This is a genomic window from Pseudomonas juntendi (genome assembly GCF_009932375.1).
GTDB lineage: Bacteria > Pseudomonadota > Gammaproteobacteria > Pseudomonadales > Pseudomonadaceae > Aquipseudomonas > Aquipseudomonas juntendi.
In genome coordinates this window covers 1-5,049 of sequence record NZ_BLJG01000149.1, presented here as the reverse complement: position 1 = coordinate 5,049, position 5,049 = coordinate 1, and the positions used below count along the sequence as shown (strand labels likewise).

The following is a 5,049-nucleotide window of genomic DNA, read 5'->3' as shown; positions in this document are numbered from 1 at the left end:
TAGAATCTCCCACAGGGGCCTCACAAAACTGAGAGGCAGTGACACGCCTGTGGGAGCCGGCTCGCCGGCGATAGGGCCGGTACAGGTTTACAAAGACTTCTCGAAAATCTTCGAATTACGCTGATAGTTGTACAGCGAAGCCCGCGCTGCCGGCAGGCGCTCCACGCCACTCGGCGCAAAGCCACGTTCGCGAAACCAGTGCGCAGTACGGGTAGTAAGCACGAACAGGGTACTCAAGCCCATTTGCCGCGCACGGCTCTCGATGCGCTCCAGCAATTCGTCGCCCCGCCCACCATGGCGGTATTCCGGGTTGACCGCCAGGCACGCCAGCTCGCCGGCCTCGGAATCGGCAATCGGGTACAGCGCCGCACAGGCGATGATCATGCCTTCGCGCTCGACCACACTGAATTGCTCGATCTCACGCTCCAGCACCTCGCGCGAGCGACGCACCAGGATGCCCTGCTCTTCCAGCGGGCTGATCAGGTCGAGCAAGCCACCGACGTCTTCGATGGTCGCCTCGCGCACCACCTCGAACTGCTCCTGCGATACCAGCGTGCCGCCCCCGCCGCGGGTGAACAGCTCGGTCAGCAGGGCGCCGTCTTCGGCATAACTAACGATGTGGCTACGCGCGACGCCGCCCTTGCAGGCTTCAGCCGCAGCATCCAGCAACTCGCCCTGGTAATCGCTGCCCAGGCGCTGCAGGTGCGGGGCCACCTGTTGTGGGCGCAGCTCGCGTATCAGCTTGCCGTCTGCGTCCAGCAAACCTGGCTCGGCGCCGAACAGCAGCAGCTTGTCGGCACCCAGGTCGATGGCCGCGCGGGTAGCGACGTCCTCGCAGGCCAGGTTGAAGATCTCCCCGGTAGGTGAGTAACCCAAGGGCGACAACAGCACGATGGAGCGCTCGTCGAGCAGGCGGCTGATGCCCTTGCGGTCGACCCGGCGCACTTCGCCGGTGTGGTGGTAGTCCACCCCTTCGAGCACACCGATCGGCCGTGCGGTGACCAGGTTGCCGGACGCCACGCGCAGGCGCGAGCCCTGCATCGGCGAGGCCGCGATGTCCATCGACAGGCGCGCCTCGATGGCCAGGCGCAGGGCGCCGACAGCGTCGATCACGCAATCCAGGGTGGCGGCATCGGTGATGCGCAGGCCGCGGTGGTAATGCGGCGTCAGGCCGCGCTCAGCCAAACGGCTTTCGATCTGCGGGCGCGAGCCGTGCACCAGTACCAGGCGCACGCCAAGGCTGTGCAGCAGGACCAGGTCGTGGACGATATTGCCGAAGTTGGGGTGCTCTACCCCATCGCCAGGCAGCATGACCACGAAGGTGCAGTCGCGATGGGCATTGATGTACGGGGAGGCATGACGCAGCCAGTTGACGTAATCGGGCATGACAGGGCCTGTAAATAAGTGGACGGAGAACGGCGATACACGGGGCGTTCAGGATCATCGTCGGAACAGGCTTGCGGTCACGCGCGGTCTCCTCTAGGCAGGAACGAATCAGTAGGATTGACGTTTAGTGCAGGCAATAGTGCCGGATCAGGTCACGCAATAGACGCACGGTAGGCTCGATTCGTGACATTTCAAGGTATTCGCCAGGCTGGTGGGCGCAGGCGATGTCGCCGGGGCCCAACACGATGGTCTGGCAACCCAACTGCTGAAGATAAGGTGCTTCGGTGCCGAACGCCACCGCTTCGGCGCGATGGCCGGTCAGGCGTTCGGCTACCTGCACCAGCTCGGCGTCGGCCGCCTGCTCGAACGGCGGCACCTCCGGGAACAGCGGTGCGTAGTCGATACGGACCTCGTGGCGCTCGGCCAGCGGCTGCAGTTTCTCGCGGATGGCCGCCCGCAACTGCTCGGCATCCATGCCCGGCAAAGGCCTAAGGTCGAACTCCAGTGCGCACTGGCCGCAGATACGGTTTGGGTTGTCGCCGCCGTGGATGCAGCCAAAGTTCATGGTCGGGGTGGGCACGCTGAACTGTGGGTTGCGGTAGGTTTGCTGCCATTGCTGGCGCAGGCCCATCAGCTCGCCCATGACCGCGTGCATGGCTTCCATGGCGCTGTGGCCCAGGCTTGGGTCCGAGGAATGGCCGCTGCGCCCCAGGATGTCGATGCGCTCCATGAGGATGCCCTTGTGCATGCGGATCGGCCGCAGCCCGGTCGGTTCGCCGATCACCGCCGCTCGCCCCAACGGCTGGCCAGCCTCGGCCAGGGCGCGGGCACCAGACATGGAGCTTTCTTCGTCACAGGTGGCGAGGATCAGCAGGGGCTGCTTGAAATCGTGCTCCAGCAGCGGAATGACGGCTTCGATGATCAGGGCGAAGAACCCTTTCATGTCGCAGCTACCCAGGCCAACCCAGCGCCCGTCGGTTTCTGTCAGCTTCAGCGGGTCACTGCGCCACAGTTGTTCGTCGTAGGGCACGGTGTCGCTGTGCCCCGCCAGCACAAGGCCGCCCGGGCCGGTGCCGCGGCTGGCCAGCAGGTTGAACTTGCCGGGGGTAACCTGCTGAATGTCACACTGGAACCCCAGGTCGCCCAGCCAACCGGCGAGCAGTTCGATGACCTGGCGGTTGGACTGGTCCAGCGCTGGCTGGGTGCAACTGACCGAAGGCGCGGCGATCAAGGCGGCAAACTGGTCTTTCAGCGTCGGCAACGGCATGCGCGTACTCCTGGGAAGCGTTGCCCATCATAACAATGCCTATCGTTCCCAGGGCAAGCGTGTGGGCTTCTTCGCGGGCTTGCCCGCTCCCACATCGATTTCAATGCCTTCAAGGGCTGCGCTTTACCTGTGGGCGCGGGCGAGCCCGCGAAGAAACCACCGCGACCCGACAGAGCGCGGCCGACTGCTGTAAACTCCTTGCCAACCACGCCCCCTCCTTCGAGTCTGTGATGCACAAAGAAACCGAACTCAAGCTACGCGCCAGCCGCGAGACCCTTGCCGCCCTGCGCGAGCACCCTCTGCTGAAAAAGCGCAACAAGTCCGGCTGGCAGACCCGCGAACTGACCAACCAGTACTTCGACACTGCCGAGCGTGAGCTGTCTGCTGCCCGCGTGGCCCTGCGCCTGCGTCGCGATGGCGATGTGGTCATCCAGACCCTCAAGTGCCGCGGCCAGAGCGTAGCGGGCCTGTCGGAGCGCAATGAGTACGAGTGGAACCTGGACAAGCCCAAGCTGGACCTGAAAAAGCTCGATGCCACCTGCTGGCCCGAACAACTGGCCGGCCTGGACAAAAAGACCATCAAGCCACTGTTCACCACGGACTTCACCCGCGAGTTCGCCGAAATCGCCTGGGGCCGTGGCAAAAGCAAGGTGGTGATCGAGGCCGCGCTGGACCAAGGCTTCGTGGTCGCCGGCAAGCGCAAGGAAGCCATCTGCGAGCTGGAGCTTGAGCTGCGCGAAGGTGAGCCGCAGGCACTGCTGGAACTGGCCGCCGAGCTGGCCGCCAGCCTGCCGTTGATGCCGTGCGACATCAGCAAGGCCGAGCGCGGCTACCGCCTGCTGGAGCCAGACAGCTATGAGCTGGGCCTGCCAGGGGCCGAGCTGGACGCGGAAATGGCCGTGGACGACGCCTACGCCGCCCTGGCCTGGCAACTGCTGGGCAGCAGCCAGCGCCTGGCCGAGCAGTACCGCCACAATGGCCACTGGCGCCTGTTGCAGGACTGGGTCGAGTGCCTGAGCGAACTGCGTGCCTTGACCGCCAGCCTGGGCCAGGCCGCACCGCGTGCCGCTACCCGTGAACTGCGCAGCAGCCTCGACGCCCTGCTGGAAGACTGGCGCCCGCTGGTGCAGGCCGGTAACGACGACGAAGACATCCGCCGCGCCGCGCCCGAGCAGTTTGCCGAAGAGCTGGAAGACGTGCGCTGGGGCCAGTTCTCGCTGGAAACCTCACGCTGGCTGCTGGCCCGCACCTGGACAGTGGAACGCAAGGGCCGTGGCGAACGCCAGGGCAAGGCGCAGCTGGCCAGCTGGATGGGCCATTTGCTGGGTGAAGAAGGCCGTGCACTGAAGCTGCCGCTGTACACCCAGCGCCCCGAAGACCTGGCTGAGCAACTGCCGCGGATCGAACAGTTGCTGGCCTGGCTGCACCACGCCCGCCAGGTGCTGGAAGCACCGCAGATGGACCGCCTGTATGGCGACCTGAAGAAGCTGCACGAGCTGGCCGAACTGCCGATCAGCGATGAAGTGCTGGAAGCACGCATCGACCAGGCACGGGCAGTCGACCAGAGCCGTGGCTGGAAGCACCTGCTCAAGGCCTGATGCGGTCCTGTAGGAGCGGCCTTGCGTCGCGAAAGGGGTGCGAAGCGCCCCCGGGATCTGCGCTTCAAGCAGATACTGCCGGGGCCGCTTTGCGGCCCTTCCGCGACACAAGGCCGCTCCTACACGAAACGACGTCAGCGGGTCTTGAGCGGCAGGCTGGTCGTGGACTTGATCTCTGAAAGCGCCACAATCGAGTTCACTTCCTGAATCCCCGGCACGTTCGACAGCTTTTCGAAGAAGAACCGCTCATAGGCCTCGATATCCGAGGTAACGATGCGCAGCATAAAATCCACCGCGCCCATCAGCACATAGCATTCCAGCACCTCCGGGAAGCCGCGAATGGCCTCGGTGAATTCGGTGAAGTTGGAGCGCCCGTGGGCATTGAGCTTCACCTCGGCGAATATCTGGGTGTTCAGGCCGATCTTTTTGCGGTCGAGCAAGGTCACCTGCCCACGAATCACCCCCTCGTCCTTCAAACGCTGGATACGCCGCCAGCACGGCGACTGTGACAGCCCCACACGCTCGGCAATCTGCGCGCTGGAAAGCGAAGCGTCCTCTTGCAGCAGTTCAAGAATGCGCCGATCGTAGGCGTCCAGCTCGCTATGCATTGCTGTTTCTCCATAGTGGGTGCTGACGAATTGCTCAATTCGACAGCCAAGCAAAATGGTCAAATCATAGCGAATAAACGCTGCCTAATGCCTGTCAGTTAAGCGTTACTGAGGCTGCTTTGCAGCCCTTCGCGGGCACGCCCGCTCCCACAGGTTTGGCGCTGAAATCAAGACATGCGCGATTACCTGT

4 protein-coding genes are annotated in these 5,049 nt (G+C 64.1%); 1 reads left to right on the top strand and 3 read right to left on the bottom strand.

What is annotated here, in order from left to right:
• Nucleotides 1-87 precede the first annotated feature (87 nt).
• On the bottom strand, nt 88-1,386 hold the full coding sequence (gene argA / locus GYA94_RS18790; RefSeq protein ID WP_029888017.1) for an amino-acid N-acetyltransferase: 1,299 nt from the start codon (nt 1,384-1,386) through the stop codon (nt 88-90).
• Between the two features lie 124 nt (nt 1,387-1,510).
• A complete protein-coding gene (gene argE, locus GYA94_RS18785) occupies nt 1,511-2,653 on the bottom strand; it encodes an acetylornithine deacetylase (RefSeq protein WP_110678545.1) in 1,143 nt (380 codons plus the stop codon).
• A gap of 230 nt (nt 2,654-2,883) precedes the next feature.
• Here argE and GYA94_RS18780 point away from each other — a divergent pair, with 230 nt between their 5' ends.
• Nucleotides 2,884-4,251: a CYTH domain-containing protein gene (locus GYA94_RS18780; RefSeq protein WP_029888015.1), complete on the top strand. Its 1,368-nt coding sequence runs from the start codon at nt 2,884-2,886 to the stop codon at nt 4,249-4,251.
• 134 nt (nt 4,252-4,385) lie between these two features.
• On the opposite strand, the gene GYA94_RS18775 is transcribed toward GYA94_RS18780, so the two are convergent.
• On the bottom strand, nt 4,386-4,859 hold the full coding sequence (locus GYA94_RS18775; RefSeq protein WP_161892869.1) for an Lrp/AsnC family transcriptional regulator: 474 nt from the start codon (nt 4,857-4,859) through the stop codon (nt 4,386-4,388).
• Nucleotides 4,860-5,049: the final 190 nt, after the last annotated feature.